The sequence below is a fragment of the Dactylosporangium thailandense genome, assembly GCF_059739745.1.
The window spans coordinates 3286274-3299324 of the sequence record NZ_AP029195.1 but is presented as its reverse complement, the minus strand read 5'-3'; the positions used below and the strand labels follow the sequence as shown (position 1 = coordinate 3299324).

The 13051-nt window shown below is 73.7% G+C and carries 11 protein-coding genes; 7 read left to right on the top strand and 4 right to left on the bottom strand.

The annotated features are described in order from the left end of the window. The first annotated feature begins 1 nt into the window (after position 1). The 3 genes from AC6JBM_RS14845 to AC6JBM_RS14835 all read left to right on the top strand — a co-directional run bounded on the left by AC6JBM_RS14845 (position 2) and on the right by AC6JBM_RS14835 (position 2487). Positions 2–502 carry a hemerythrin domain-containing protein gene (locus tag AC6JBM_RS14845; RefSeq protein WP_497984197.1) on the top strand — a complete coding sequence of 167 codons (501 nt, stop codon included), beginning with the start codon at positions 2–4 and terminating at the stop codon, positions 500–502. After that, positions 502–1482, top strand: coding sequence for an LLM class F420-dependent oxidoreductase (locus AC6JBM_RS14840; RefSeq protein ID WP_497986458.1), 981 nt, complete (start codon positions 502–504; stop codon positions 1480–1482). Before AC6JBM_RS14845 ends, AC6JBM_RS14840 begins: the two co-directional genes overlap by 1 nt. A 222-nt stretch (positions 1483–1704) precedes the next feature. Next, complete coding sequence (locus AC6JBM_RS14835; protein WP_497984196.1) at positions 1705–2487, top strand: DUF7919 family protein; 783 nt, start codon at positions 1705–1707, stop codon at positions 2485–2487. Here AC6JBM_RS14835 and AC6JBM_RS14830 read toward each other — a convergent pair. Beyond that, a complete protein-coding gene (locus tag AC6JBM_RS14830) occupies positions 2402–4657 on the bottom strand; it encodes a catalase (RefSeq protein ID WP_497984195.1) in 2256 nt (751 codons plus the stop codon). The two genes, AC6JBM_RS14835 and AC6JBM_RS14830, sit on opposite strands and share 86 nt — an antisense overlap. 292 nt (positions 4658–4949) lie before the next feature. On the opposite strand from AC6JBM_RS14830, the gene AC6JBM_RS14825 reads away from it, so the two are divergent. Then, a complete protein-coding gene (locus tag AC6JBM_RS14825; protein WP_433089431.1) occupies positions 4950–5168 on the top strand; it encodes a CbtB domain-containing protein in 219 nt (72 codons plus the stop codon). A 14-nt stretch (positions 5169–5182) separates the two neighbouring features. Beyond that, complete coding sequence (locus AC6JBM_RS14820) at positions 5183–6043, top strand: CbtA family protein (RefSeq protein WP_497984194.1); 861 nt, start codon at positions 5183–5185, stop codon at positions 6041–6043. A gap of 48 nt (positions 6044–6091) precedes the next feature. Here the strand turns inward: AC6JBM_RS14820 and AC6JBM_RS14815 are convergent, their stop codons facing one another. Next, complete coding sequence (locus AC6JBM_RS14815; RefSeq protein WP_497984193.1) at positions 6092–6859, bottom strand: class I SAM-dependent methyltransferase; 768 nt, start codon at positions 6857–6859, stop codon at positions 6092–6094. Between the two features lie 73 nt (positions 6860–6932). Next, on the bottom strand, positions 6933–7871 hold the full coding sequence (locus tag AC6JBM_RS14810; RefSeq protein ID WP_497986457.1) for a TIGR03557 family F420-dependent LLM class oxidoreductase: 939 nt from the start codon (positions 7869–7871) through the stop codon (positions 6933–6935). Positions 7872–7962: 91 nt separating this feature from the next. Here AC6JBM_RS14810 and AC6JBM_RS14805 point away from each other — a divergent pair, with 91 nt between their 5' ends. After that, a complete protein-coding gene (locus AC6JBM_RS14805; protein ID WP_497984192.1) occupies positions 7963–9111 on the top strand; it encodes a M48 family metalloprotease in 1149 nt (382 codons plus the stop codon). Between the two features lie 29 nt (positions 9112–9140). After that, positions 9141–10502 (top strand): helix-turn-helix transcriptional regulator, encoded by a 1362-nt coding sequence (locus AC6JBM_RS14800; RefSeq protein ID WP_497984191.1) that lies wholly within the window; start codon positions 9141–9143, stop codon positions 10500–10502. Between the two features lie 51 nt (positions 10503–10553). On the opposite strand, the gene AC6JBM_RS14795 is transcribed toward AC6JBM_RS14800, so the two are convergent. Beyond that, positions 10554–12836, bottom strand: a complete 2283-nt coding sequence (locus AC6JBM_RS14795) for a putative bifunctional diguanylate cyclase/phosphodiesterase (RefSeq protein ID WP_497984190.1) — start codon at positions 12834–12836, stop codon at positions 10554–10556. Between the last annotated feature and the right edge of the window lie 215 nt (positions 12837–13051).

Sequence of the window (13051 nt, the reverse complement as noted above, 5' to 3'; positions counted from 1 at the left end):
GATGTCGACCGACGCCATTGTGCTGCTGAAGGAAGACCACAAGCACGTCAAGCGGCTGTTCAAGGAGTTCCAGGCCGCGCAGGACGGCCCCGCCGAGGCCAAGGCGAAGATCGTCGAGCGGATCCTGCACGAGCTCACGGTGCACACCTACATCGAGAACGAGGTCATGTACCCCGAGGTCCGCCGGCTGCTGCCCGACCTCGAGGAGGACATTCTGGAGTCCTACGAGGAGCACCACGTGGCCGACGTGCTCTGCTTCGAGCTCGCCACCATGGACGCCGGCGACGACCACTTCGACGCGAAGGTCACCGTGCTCATCGAGAACGTGACCCACCACATCGAGGAAGAGGAGCAGGAGTGGTTCCCGAAGGTCCGCGAGGGCCTCGGGCGCAACCAGCTCCAGGAGCTCGGCGCGAAGATGCTGGAGCTCAAGCCGAAGGCGCCGACGAAGCCGACCCAGCCGGCGGCGCTCAAGAAGGCGCTGGACGCCGTCCGCGCGTGATGGTCGGCTTCGGGTACACCCTCATGACCGAGCAGAGCGGACCCCGGGAACTCGTCCGCTACGCGGTGCAGGCCGAGCGGATCGGCTTCGACTTCGAGGTCTGCAGCGACCACTACTCGCCGTGGCTGACCGAGCAGGGGCACGCGCCCTACGCCTGGTCGGTCCTCGGCGCCGTGGCCCACGCGACCTCCCGGGTCGAGCTCGCCACCTACGTGACGTGCCCGATCCAGCGGTACCACCCGGCGGTCGTGGCCCAGAAGGCGGCGACGATCCAGCTGCTGTCCGAGGGGCGGTTCATCCTCGGCCTCGGCGCCGGGGAGAACCTCAACGAGCACGTCACCGGGGAGGGCTGGCCGCCGGTCGCCCAGCGCCAGGACATGCTCGAGGAGGCCGTGGCGATCATCCGGGAGCTGCACACCGGCGAGCTCGTCACCTGGGACGGCGACTACTTCCGGGTCGACTCGGCCCGGGTGTGGGACTGCCCGGACGACGGCGTGCCGATCGGGCTGGCCGTCTCCGGCGAGCACTCGGTGGAGCGCTTCGCGCCCATCGGCGACCACCTCATCGCCGTCGAGCCGAAGGCCGAGCTGGTGTCGGGCTGGCACGACGCCCGGGGCCCCGGCTCGCCGAAATCGCGGGCCATCGGGCAGATCCCGATCTGCTGGGCCCCCGACCGGCAGCAGGCGATCGATCTCGCCCACGAGCAGTTCCGCTGGTTCGGCGGCGGCTGGTTCGTCAACGCGGACCTGCCGACCCCGGCGGGCTTCACGGCCGCGTCGCAGTTCGTGCGCAAGGACGACGTGGCCGGCTCCATCGCGTGCGGCCCGGACCTCGACGAGCTCGCCGAGAGCGTCAAGCCGTACTGGGAGGCGGGCTTCACCGACATCGCCCTCGTGCAGGTCGGCGACGCACTGCAGCAGCGCTTCCTCGACGAGGCCGCCGGGCCGCTGCTGGAGCGGCTGCGGGCCCTCGCGAAGTGACCGGCCGGGTGGGCACCCGGGGCGCACCCGGTTGCCCACCCGATCCACATCGGTCGTCCCTGGGCCAACCCACCATCACCGGCAACGCCCCGACCCGCATCGCCGACCTGCGCGAGCACCCGGCCGGCGACCGCCCGCTGCTGCGCGGCGGCGCGCTGCGGTCCTACGCGGGCGCGCCGCTCCTCGCGTCCCTCGGCCGCCCCGTCCGTCGGCACGATCCGCGTGCTCAGCGTGGAGGTCGGCACCTTCACCGACACCGACCTGCACGTGCTGGCGAGCCTCGCCCGCGACGCGGCCGCCCTGCTGCCCGGCGTCGCACAGCACCGTAGAGCGTGTCTGAGCCCTGCTTGCGCGCCTGACGCCGTACCTTCACTCGTGGCCTACTTCGCGGACCTGACGCCCTACGCCTACTCGCACGCCGGCGAAGAGATCGTCTGGCGCGAATGGGGCGAGCTGAGCTACCGCCCGCGGTACGAGCGGCGCAACGTCGGCTGGCTGGCCGCGCCGCACCCGTTCGACAGGGGCCCGGTCCCGGCCTGGTTCGCCGACGCGCTGCTCGACATCATCGACGGCCCCGCCGTCAACGAATGCCGCGGCCTGCACGACTGCGAGTTCTGCCCGCCGGGCACGGGCGGCGTCGCCCATCCGCGACCGAGCCGGAACTGGCTGGCGTACTACGAGATCAGGGTGCCGGCCGAGCCGGGCGTGATGTTCGCGGCGCCGTCGCTGATCTGGCATTACGTCACCGCGCACGACTACCGGCCGCCGGCGGCGTTCGTCGAAGCGGTGCGGCGCTACGACGCCGGCTGGGCCGCTGAGCCGAGCCCTTGGATCCCGCCCGACGCGGAGCGCGACATCTGGGACCGCACAGGCGAGTCGCCACGGCCCGCCGGGCCGCGATCGACGCGCTGGTCCGCGCTCAGCCGGCGAAGCGCTCCCACACCCGGTGGGTCGCCAGCAGGGGCTGGAGCGACTCCAGGGCCGCCGTCCCGCTCTCGGCCGTGACGACGCCGGCCGTCTCCGACACGCCGGCCTGGCGCAGCACCTCCACGCCGCGGCTCCACGCGCCGATCGGCTTCGCGTGCCGCCAGCACTCCTCCACCATGAGCAGCACCCGCGGGTCGACGGTCGGCGAGTCCGACGCGCCGGCCTTCGCGTCCCGGGACGCGAGCGCGTCCGGGCCGGGCGCGGGCGCGGCGGCGAGCAGCAGCGCGTCGAACTCGACCGAGCGTGTCCCGGCGAAGGTCCGCTGCACGGTGAGGTCGCCGATCACGCCGCCGCGCGGGCCGATCACCAGGGGCACCATGCCCGCGCCGAGGACCGCGCGGCGCAGTCCCTCGACCCCGTCGGCGTCGGCGGGCTCCGGGCCGATCACGATGCCGATGACCCGGCCGTCGGCGGGCCACTCGCCGCCCAGCTGGGACAGCGCCGGGCTGGGCGTCACGTCGGCCAGGGGCAGCGTCGCCTCGGGCACCGGCAGGCCCAGGCCGGCGGCGACCAGCTCGCACAGGACCGGGTCGATGTTGGCCAGGCTGAGCAGCTGGCGCTCGCGGATTTCCTGCTGGTAGCAGCGGGAGAGCTCGAACGTGTACGCGTTGACGATGTGCTCGCGCTCCACCGGCGACATGCTCAGCCAGAACAGGCGGACCTGGCTGTAGTGGTCGTCGAACGAGGCCGGGTTCGCCCGCACCTTGGGCGCCTCCGTGACCACCACCGGGGCCTCGACGAACGCGCCCTCCTCGGCGGTCGCCGTGAACGGGTTGCCGGCGTCGAGGGAGTTGGGGCGGTACGGCGCCACCCCGCCGTGCACCGCGTCCTGGTGGAAGCCGTCGCGCAGCATGTCGTTGACCGGCGCGTGGGGGCGGTTGATCGGGATCTGGTTGAAGTTCGGGCCGGCCAGCCGGGTCAGCTGGGTGTCGAGGTAGGAGAAGAGGCGGCCCTGCAGCAGCGGGTCGTTGGTGACGTCGATGCCGGGCGGCAGCTGGGCGAGGTGGAAGGCGACCTGCTCGACCTCGGCGAAGAAGTTCGTCGGGGTCCGGTCCAGCACCATGCGGCCGATGGGCTGCACCGGGGCCAGCTCCTCGGGGACGATCTTGGTCGGGTCCAGCAGGTCGACGCCGGCGAAGGTCTCCTCGGGCGTGTCGGGGAGGACCTGCACGCCGAGCTCCCACTCCGGGAACGCGCCGGACTCGATGGCGTCGTAGAGGTCGCGGCGGTGGAAGTCGGGGTCGATCCCGCCGATGAGCTGGGCCTCCTCCCAGGTCAGGGAGTGCACGCCGAGCTTGGGCTTCCAGTGGAACTTGATCAGGGTCGTCTCCCCGGCCCGGTTGATCAGCCGGAAGGTGTGGACGCCGAAGCCCTCCATCATGCGGAACGACCGGGGAATCCCCCGGTCCGACATGGCCCACATCGTGTGGTGCTGGGCCTCGGTGTGCAGCGAGACGAAGTCCCAGAACGTGTCGTGCGCGGACTGCGCCTGCGGGATCTCCCGGTCCGGGTGCGGCTTGGCGGCGTGGATCACGTCCGGGAACTTGATCGCGTCCTGGATGAAGAAGACCGGTATGTTGTTGCCGACCAGGTCGAACGTGCCCTCGTCGGTGTAGAACTTCGTGGCGAAGCCGCGGGTGTCGCGAACCGTGTCGGCGGAGCCGCGGGAGCCCACGACGGTGGAGAACCGGACGAACACGTCGGTGCGCACGTCCTTGTTCAGGAACTTCGCCTGGCACAGCCGGTCGGCGGTGCCGTAGCCCACGAAGTAGCCGTGCGCGCCGGCGCCCCGGGCGTGCACGACGCGCTCCGGGATGCGCTCGTGGTCGAAGTGCGTGACCTTCTCGCGGAAATGCTGGTCCTGCAGCAGGATCGGCCCGCGCGGACCGGCCTTGAGCGAGTGGTCCGTGTCGGGCAACCGCGCGCCGTAGGACGTGGTGAGGTAGTCGCCCTGCTGCGCGTTGGCGGTCGCCGGGCCTCCGGCCGCCGCACCCGTCGGGGTCTGCGGCGCCGGCGTGCCCTGCTCCGGCGAGGGCGGAGGCGGGCCGGTCGGCGTGGTCGGCTCGGTCGGCGACGGGGTGACGCTCCCGGGCTTGCCGGGCACGTCCGGGGTGGCCGCGTCGGTGACCTTCGCGGCGGCGGCCTCCACGACGTCCTTGACGACCTCGGTCGGTTTGCGGGCGTTCATCCGTTCAATCCCCTTCGCGACAATTGCGGGCTGTCCTGCCGCTACCCGTCACCGATGGCGCGAAACACTCGCGCACGGGCCCTCAAGATCGTGAATCGCGGCACTGCCGGTGGCCTGCGATTGACGGTGTGCCCGCACGGGCCGTAGCGTCGGCGCAATCGACGGTGACAGGAAGCCGGTGTGAGTCCGGCACGGTCGCGCCACTGTGAACCGGGTCCGCCCGGTGAGTCAGACCCTCCGCCGTCGCACCGCCACTACAAGAGGGACGCAGAATCCCTGAAGGAGGCTCCTCGTGAGCGTGTCCTCGCCCACCCCCGGCGCCGTCGCGACGCCGGTCGTCATCCCGCTGTCCCGGTCGCTGGTGTGGCTCGCCGGCACCGCGGCGCTCGCCCTGCTCGTGTACTACTTCATCGGCGTCGACCAGGGCGCGGTGTCGATCTTCGGCAACGACGCCCACGTGCACGAGTTCGTGCACGACGGCCGGCACTTCCTCGGCTTCCCCTGCCACTGAGCGCGGGAGGCATCGTGGAAAAGCGGATCATCGCCCGTGGCGCCCTGGCCGGGCTCGTCGCGGGCCTGGTCGCGTTCGTGTTCGCGCGGATCTTCGCCGAGCCGCTGATTCAGGACGCGATCGACTACGAGAGCGGCCGCGACGAGGCCCAGGAGGCCCTGGAGCACGCCGCGGGCGCGGCCGACCACGCGCACGAGGGCGGGGAGCTGTTCAGCCGCACCGTGCAGGGCAACCTCGGCATCGGCGTCGGCATGGTGCTGTTCGGGCTCGCGATGGGCGCGCTGTTCGCGGTCGCCTACGCGATCTGCCTGGGCCGGGTCGGCAACGTCCGCCCGCGCAACCTGGCGCTGCTGCTGGCCGGCTCCGGCTTCCTGACCATGTACCTCGTGCCGTTCCTCAAGTACCCGGCGAACCCGCCCGCGGTCGGGCACGAGGAGACGATCGGGCAGCGCAGCGCGTACTACCTGATCATGGTCCTGGCCTCGGTGCTGCTGCTGATCCTGGCCGTGATCCTGGGCCAGCGCCTGAAGCCGCGCTTCGGCACCTGGACCGCGACCCTGCTCGCCGGCGCCGCCTTCGTCGTGGCGACCGGCCTGCTCATCGCGCTGCTGCCGGACTTCGGCCGGCTCCCGACGAACGTCGCCGACTACGGCAAGCACGCGACGGAGACGCCGCTGCCGCTGCGCAACGAGGCCGGCGACATCGTCTTCCCCGGCTTCGACGCCGACCTGCTCTACGAGTTCCGCCTGTACGCGGTCGCGGCCCAGGCGCTGCTGTGGGGCGTGATCGGGCTGGTCTTCGCGCCGCTGGCCGAGCGGCTGCTGGGCAACCGCCCGGTCCGCGTGACCCCGGCCCAGGAGAAGGCGGCGGTCTAGCCGACACGGCCGTGGCCCGCACTCCGCGGCGGGCCACGGCCGATCAAGTCAGCGCACGCCGGCCACGGCCGCGTCGGGGCCGCCGCGCCACACCACGCCGGCCTCCGCGTATCCGGCCGCGCGCAGCGCCTCGAGGTGCCACGCCACCGTGGGCGTGAACTCGGCGGCGTGCCCGGACGGGTAGATCTCGTGCCGCCGGGCGACCAGGTCGGTCAGGGCGGGCATCGTGGCCACGTGCTGCCACCACTGCGTCCACGACAGCGCGGCCCCGGCGGCGACCCGGGCGTCACGCCGCGCCTCCCCCGCCGCGAGGAGATCCTTGGTGAGCGCCGGCAGGCCGTCGTCGGGCATGTGGTCGGCGTTGACGAACACGCCGCCCGGGCGCAGCAGTCCGCGGATCTCGCCGTAGAGGGCGGCGAGGCGCTCGGCGGGCAGCCAGTGCAGCGCGGTCGCGGTGAGCACCGCGTCGAAGCCGCCCGCGGGCAGCCCGGCGGTCCAGTCCGGCCCGGCGAGGTCGGCCTCGACGACGGTCGCGCGCCCGGCGAGGCTGCTGCGCGCGATGGCCAGCAGCGCCGGGTCGAGATCGAGGACGGTCGCGGCGGCGCCGGGAAAGCGGCGCAGAGCCCGCAGGGTGATCGAGCCGGTGCCGCCGGCCAGGTCGAGCAGGCGCAGCGGGGCGTTCGCCGTGACGGCGGCGACGGTGTCGAGCATCGCGGCGAAGCGGTGCTCCCGGTCCGGCAGGTACGCCTCCTGCTGCCGATCCCAGCTCTCCTGCAGCGCGGCGGCGTCCAGGGCGGACAGTGCGGTCGGATGCATGGACCCACCATCCCGCACCCATCGGTAAGTTGCAATAAGGATTCCGTGCCTTACTCGTCCGTATCGGGTTCCCCTACAGGAATTCCTTGCGGTACAGGTCGATGAGCTCCGCGTAGTGCGGGCCGACGTTCGCGACGTACACCTCGTCGAAGCCGGCATCCTCGTACTGCCGCAGGAACGAGGCCTGCGCCGCGGGGTCCGGGCCGCAGGCGATCGCCTTCGCCGTCCGCTCGGGCGTGACCAGCTCCGAGGCCTGCTCGAAGTGCTTCGGCGACGGCAGCACCTGGGACAGCTCGCCGGGCACGCCGGCGTTCGCCCACAGCCGGTGCGCGGTCGCGACCCCCTCCTCCTCGGTCGGCGCCCACGAGGCCTTGAAGCCGCCCTGGACCGGCTTGTCGCCGCCGCCCGCCTCGCGGAAGTCCCGCACGAGGTCGCCGTCGGGCATGGTCAGGATGTAGCCGTCGGCGATCCGGCCGGCCAGCTCCACGGCCTTGGGACCGAAGGCGGAGACGTAGACGGAGGGCGGCGTCTCCGGCCGCGTGTACACCTGCGCCTGCTCGACCGTGTAGTACTGCCCGCGGTGGTTGACGAACCCGCCGTCCCACAGCTTGCGCATCACCTCGATGGACTCCTCGAGCATCTCCAGCCGCTCGGCCGCCGAGGGCCAGCGCTCGCCGGTGATGTGCTCGTTGAGGGCCTCGCCGGAGCCGACGCCGAGGATGAACCGGCCGTCGTGCAGCACCGCGCTCGTGGCGGCCGCCTGGGCCACGATCGCGGGGTGGATGCGCTGGATGGGGCACGTGACCGCCGTGGTGATCGGGATCGTCACGACCCGGCTGAGCGCCCCGATGATCGACCAGACGAACGGGCTCTGCCCCTGCTCGTCGTTCCACGGATGGTAATGGTCGGAGATCCACAGCCCCTGGAACCCGGCGTCCTGAGCCAGGCGCGCCTGCTCGATCAGCTGGGCCGGGGTGTACTCCTCGCACGACAGGAAATATCCGATACGCATGCGGGCCTGGTACCCACCCAGCATGGCCCGTACCGTATCCCCGTCCCTGTCCGCGCCGAACGGCTTGGCGCCGGCGACTACCATCGATGCGATGAACCGCGACCTCGCCCGGGACGAGCGGCTCGCGGCCGAGCTCGCCGGGCACGTTCCGGGGCCGCCCGGCTGGGGTCCCGCCCGGGTGGTCGTCACGCTGGTGGCCGTGCTCATCCAGCTCGCCGCGATCGCCTCGCTCGGCTGCGGCGCCTGGCTCGTCGTGCGGGACTTCCCGAGCTTCACGATGCTGCCGGGCGTGGTGCTGCTGGCGTTCGGGGCGGTGCTGCTGCCCCGGCCGGCCGGGCTCCCCCGCTACTCGACGCGGCTCGATCGCGCCGGCGCGCCACACCTGCACGCGTTCGTCGCCGGGGTCGCGGCCGCCGTCGGCACCCCGTGCCCGCGGATCATCGTCGTGGACGACTCCTTCGAGGCCGACGGCGGGACGACCGGGCTGCTGCGGCGGCGGTACCTGCGGATAGGCGTCCCGCTGTTCGCCGTGCTGACCCCGCTGCAGCGCACCGCGCTCGTGGCCCATCAACTCGCCCACTTCACCAACGGCGACCCGCTGCGCAGCGGCCCGGCCGGGTCCGTCGACCGCAGCCTGACCGCCCTCGTGTCCCTGTTCGAGCCGAGGCGCGACACCGCGATCCGGGCGTTGCAGGACCCGGCGATCCTGGGCGCGATGGCGGGCGCGGGCGGCGGCCCGATGCGCGGCAGCGTCGGCTCGGTCTGGTACGCCGAGCTCATCCTCAGCCCCGTGAACGCCGTCCTGCGCTGGATCACGGCGGGCGTCCGGCGCCTGTTCGCGAGCATGGCCCGCGCCGACGTGCACCGCGCCGAGTACCACGCCGACGCCGAGGCCGCCCGGGTCGCGGGCTCGACCGCGACGCTCGCGATGCTCGGCACGCTGGGCCTGCGCGAGCCGGTGGTGACGGTCCTGCGCCGCCACATCCGTCAGGCCGGCGACGACCGGCCCGATCTCACCGCCTGGCGTGCACTCGGTGACGGCGTGCGTGCGCACGCCCCCGCCGAGCCGCCGCTGTCCACGTCGCCGTTCGCGGGCCACCCGCCGCTGGCCCTGCGCGTCCGGCTGGTGCGATCGCGGCCTGCGCTGGAGCCTTCACTGCCGGACCCGGCCGACGCGGGCGTCGACGCCGACCTCGCAACCGAGTACCGTCGCCTGGCCCGAGATCTCCGTTACGGCTGACCGGCGCGGCCTCCAGTAGGTGTGCGCGCATGACCAGCAGTTCCGCCGTCGCGCCGGCCCGGCAACGGCTGCCCGTGGTCGCCGCGGCCACGGCCGGCGCCGCCGGCGTCACCCTCGGCGGTCTGGGCCTGGCCGGGCATGGCGGGTTCGCCACCGATCCGGTGGGTGTGCTGGCGCTCGCGCTGGGTGCCGTCGGCACCGCCGTCGCCGGGGCCCGCCTGAGCCGGGCCGGCAGCCGCGCCGCCGGGCGGTACGCGGCCGGGCTCGCCGCGGCGCTGCTGGCCTATCTCGTGCTGACCGCCCTCGCCATGGCCGCGCACGCCGCCGGTCACCCGCTGACCGGCGCGGCCGTGGCCCTGTGGAACTCCGCCTGGATCCCGCCCCTCGTGCTCATGCAGCTCACCGCCTCGGCCGCGGTCCGCCGGGCGGCGCCGTGGACGCACCGGGCCGTCGGCGTGGCGATGGGTGTGGTCGCGCTGGCCAACGCGCTGCTGACCTCGGCCGGGGAGCCGTTCGCCGGGCTGCCGACGATCGCGCCCGAATCGTGGCGGACCGTGCTCGCGCCGGTGGATGCCGCCGCGACGCTCCTCGGTGGCGTCGCGTTGCTCGTGCTGCCCGTCGTGCTCTGGCGCGCCGCGCTCGGGTCGCACGGGACGGTCCGGGGCCGGCTCGGGGTCGCGGCCGCCGGGACCACCGCGGCGCCCTCACCGCCGCGTTCTGCGTGCTGCTCGCCGTCGCCCGCGCGCCCGGCGGGGTGGAAGCCGGAGCCGGGCTCGGTCGCGTTCCTCGTCGCGCTCGGCGGGGCCGCGGTGTGCAGTGGCGCGTGCGCGCTCGTCGCCGCCCGCGGCGCTGTGCCGCCCGCGCACCTGACGCTCGCCGTCCGTGGTGCCGGCCTCACCGCCGCCGCGCTGGTCGTCGCCGGCACCGGAACGGTCGTCGCCGCGCCGGGACTCGCGCTCGGCGCCACGCCGGTCGCCCTCGTCGTCGCGGCGATCACGGCGGCCGCCGGAGCCGCCGCGTGGGCGGGCACCGGCCGGCTCGCCCGGACCCTGGTCCCCTCGGCGCCCGCCGACAACGCCGTCCCGGCCGGCACCGCCGCCCCGGCCGCACCCGAAGACCCGGCGTCACCCGCCGACACCGCCGCCCCGGCCGGCGGCGGCGCGGTCGGCCGGCTCACCGCGCGGGAGGCCGAAGTGCTCGCCGCGCTCGCCGAAGGCGCCAGCAACGCGGGCATCGCGGCACAGCTGGTCGTCTCCGAACGGACCGTCGACGCACACCTGCGGGCCATCTTCGCCAAGCTCGACCTCTCCCCGGAGTCGGGCGGCAACCGCCGGGTCCAGGCCGCCCGCTGTTGGATCGAGCGCGCCCGGCCTGCGGTTTCTCCGAAATAGGTGCTGAGGCCGATGCCACCGGCGACCCGCCAGCGGCACGGTGGGCGGCCCTCAGGCCGCGGTCGTGAGGTGCTGCGCGGCCAGGAGGGCGGTCAGCTCCCCCGCCGGCATCGGGCGGGCCAGGTGGTAGCCCTGGCCCAGGGAGTACCCCAGCTCGATGAGGCGGTCGGCCTGCTCCCGGTTCTCGATGCCCTCCGCGACCGTGTCCAGGCCCAGCGCCAGGGCCAGCTGCATGACCGCGCGGGCCACGGCCTGGCGCGCGTCGGCCTCGGGTGAGCCCGGCTCGTCCAGCTCGATGCCGTCGACGAAGGACTTGTCGAGCTTGATGATCGCGGCGGGGAAGGCGCGCAGCAGGCTCAGCGAGGACTCGCCGGTGCCGAAGTCGTCCAGGGCCATGCGGACGCCGAGGCCGTGCAGCTCGCGCAGGGTGCGCGAGACCTGCTGGCCGCGCAGGGCCGCGGACTCGGTCAGCTCCAGCACCAGGCGGTCGGCGGGCAGGCCGCCCTCCGTGAGCGCGGCCTGGACGTCGGCCACGAAGTCCGGGTCGTGCAGCTGGCGCGCGGAGACGTTGGGGCCGGCCTTCTGCAGGGTGTCCGGGCCGAACTCGGCCAGCCACACCGCGGCCTGGCGGCACACCTCGCGCAGGACGTACCGGCCGAGGGGGACGATCAGCCCGGTGCTCTCCGCGGCCGGGATGAACTCGGCGGGCGAGATCATGCCGCGGGCCGGGTGGCGCCAGCGGGCGAGGCCCTCCACGCCGACGATGCGGCCGGTGTGCAGGGACATGATCGGCTGGTAGTACACGGTGAACTCGCCGGCGTCGAGGGCCCGGCGCAGCTCGCCGCCGAGCTGGGCGTGGCCCACGACCGCCTGCTCCATGCCGTCGCGGTAGCGGACCCAGTTGTTCTTGCCGCGCTCCTTGGCGGCGTACATGGCCACGTCGGCGTCGCGCAGCAGGCGGTCCAGCGGGGCGCCGGCCGGGGCCGTGGCGATGCCGAGGCTGGCGTGCACGAGGAGCCGGTGCTCGCTGAGCGGGCCGGTGAACGCGTCGAGGATGCGCTGGGCGACGGTCTCGCCGAGGACCGTGGGCTCGGTGATCAGCACGGCGAACTCGTCGCCGCCCAGGCGGACGGGCAGCCCGTCGGGGCCGGCGCCGGCGCGCAGTACCGATGCCACGGCCATGAGCAGATGGTCCCCGACGTCGTGGCCGAGAGAGTCGTTGATGGTCTTGAAGTCGTCGAGGTCGACCAGCAGGACCGTGGCGCCGCCCGTCTCGAGCTGCTCGCCGAGCCGGCGGCGGAACAGGGCCCGGTTGGCCAGGCCGGTGAGGCCGTCGTGGGTGGCCTCGTGCTGCAGGCGCTCCTCGGAGGCGCGCTTCTCGCGCAGCAGGCGGGCGTTCTCGCGGAAGACGACGTACTGCCGGATCGTGACGAGCCCGGTCACGCACACCGAGGCCACGATCACGAGCCTGTCGGTCCAGGTCAGGGCGCCCGGGATCACGGCGATGAGGGGCACGTCGACGGCGGCGACGGCGAGGTACGGCAGCCAGGTGTTCGACCGCCGCACGCGCGCCTCGGTGAAGCCCCACTGCCGGCGCACCGCGAGGGTGCCGAACGCCGGCGCGAGGGGCATGACCACGGCCTGGGCCGGGATCGTGCCCGGGTCGCCGCCGAGCACCATGAGCACCGCCACACCGGCGCCGACCAGCCCGCACAGGCCGATGAGGCGCAGCGAGACCCGGTCGATGGGGCCGCCGCGGATGTACGAGACCTTGGTGATGCCGCCGATCGCGAGCGCGAAGGACATCCCGAGCAGGATGATCGCCTGGGTGCTCCACACCTGGTCGCCGGAGATCATCGGGGCCAGGCCGAAGTGGAACAGCACCGTGCCGCAGCCGAGGAACGCGATGGAGCGGTCGAGCCACTGCCGCCAGCGCTCCCCCGCGCTCGTGATGCCGAGCGGGACGCGTCCCATGCCCCACATCGCCGCGAGGAACCCGGCCCCGGCGAAGCCGGCCGCGGCCGGGGGCATGACGGGCAGGATGGACGTGTCCCGGAAGCCGGCGACGGCGAGGATGGTGTAGCCGACGCCGACGGCGCCGAACGCGAACGTCATGAGCCGCCAGAACCGGCGGGCCGGGCGGCTGAGCGGGGCCCGCCGGAGCAGGTCGAACGCGGCCGCGGCGGCGATCACGGCGCCGGCGGGCAGCGCCACGAAGGACACGGCGGCGGGGCCCACGCCGGTGAGCACCCAGACGACGAACCACAGTGCGCTGGCGGCCGCGATCACGAGCGTGGCCACGACATAGCGCATCGGGGCGCGTTCGGCGGTCACGGATCGACCCATCGGCCGCCGGCCGCGCCCCTTGAAGGCTTTCCGCGCAGGTCACACCCGCTCGAAAGTTTCATCCTGGTTCCGCAACTTTCGACTCCGAAACCGCACGGCACGCCACAAACGGCCAGTTCACGGCCGATACCGCCGTTCCGGAACGGATTGACAAGCTCCGCGGCCCGATCCCACACTGCCGCCATCGACGAGCGTCGACCCGA

What these genes read in the sequence shown, in the direction of transcription:
- AC6JBM_RS14805 (WP_497984192.1), top strand. Translation starts at nt 7,963, where the DNA reads ATGAACCGCGACCTCGCCCGGGACGAGCGGCTCGCGGCCGAGCTCGCC.
- AC6JBM_RS14815 (WP_497984193.1), bottom strand. Translation starts at nt 6,859, where the DNA reads ATGCATCCGACCGCACTGTCCGCCCTGGACGCCGCCGCGCTGCAGGAG.
- AC6JBM_RS14830 (WP_497984195.1), bottom strand. Translation starts at nt 4,657, where the DNA reads ATGAACGCCCGCAAACCGACCGAGGTCGTCAAGGACGTCGTGGAGGCC.
- AC6JBM_RS14810 (WP_497986457.1), bottom strand. Translation starts at nt 7,871, where the DNA reads ATGCGTATCGGATATTTCCTGTCGTGCGAGGAGTACACCCCGGCCCAG.
- AC6JBM_RS14845 (WP_497984197.1), top strand. Translation starts at nt 2, where the DNA reads ATGTCGACCGACGCCATTGTGCTGCTGAAGGAAGACCACAAGCACGTC.
- AC6JBM_RS14840 (WP_497986458.1), top strand. Translation starts at nt 502, where the DNA reads ATGGTCGGCTTCGGGTACACCCTCATGACCGAGCAGAGCGGACCCCGG.
- AC6JBM_RS14800 (WP_497984191.1), top strand. Translation starts at nt 9,141, where the DNA reads ATGACCAGCAGTTCCGCCGTCGCGCCGGCCCGGCAACGGCTGCCCGTG.